The organism is Psychrobacillus sp. NEAU-3TGS (assembly GCF_029955155.1).
GTDB lineage: Bacteria > Bacillota > Bacilli > Bacillales_A > Planococcaceae > Psychrobacillus.
Window position 1 is genome coordinate 1 of the sequence record NZ_JAPNOZ010000016.1, and the last position, 527, is coordinate 527.

Sequence of the window (527 nt, forward strand, 5' to 3'; positions counted from 1 at the left end):
TAAAGCACCCGTTAGTTGAATAAGCACACTTATTAAAAATGGATAAACAACGTATCATCTAATTTAATCGTGACCAAAGGATGTTCAGGTATGTTCTCTTCTGTTAGTAAGATCTCTTTACCAAGAATGCTTGATAGCTTTCTCATAAATTCAAATACGGCATTAGCTTCATATAGACTTTTAATTTCTATTGGATTAACATCAAATTCCATTTCATCCTTTGAAAAGAAATGGCAATTTATCAAAGCAGCACCGTCGATATCAATAGACAATAAGAAGCTATGGATTTCCTTATCTTCAAACAACTTGACGACATTTTTTATTTCATTCACTGTTTCTAATCCATCTTTATATAACTTCGTTTCCCAACTAGATAAATAAATCCACTCATAGAACTTTTGCCAATCGTCTAAATCCACATCAAGAACATAAATATCCCTTAGACTTCCATCATTGAAAAATACTTTATCCAAAACCTCAGTAGTAATGTGACTCTTCATACAATCAATCCCAATACATATTTTTTT

1 protein-coding gene is annotated in these 527 nt (G+C 31.1%); it reads right to left on the reverse strand.

Annotation, left to right across the window (positions count from 1 at the left end; translation table 11 throughout):
• Positions 1-32 precede the first annotated feature (32 nt).
• On the reverse strand, positions 33-527 hold a 495-nt coding region (locus OR571_RS22685; protein WP_282246368.1), incomplete at its 5' end, for a hypothetical protein.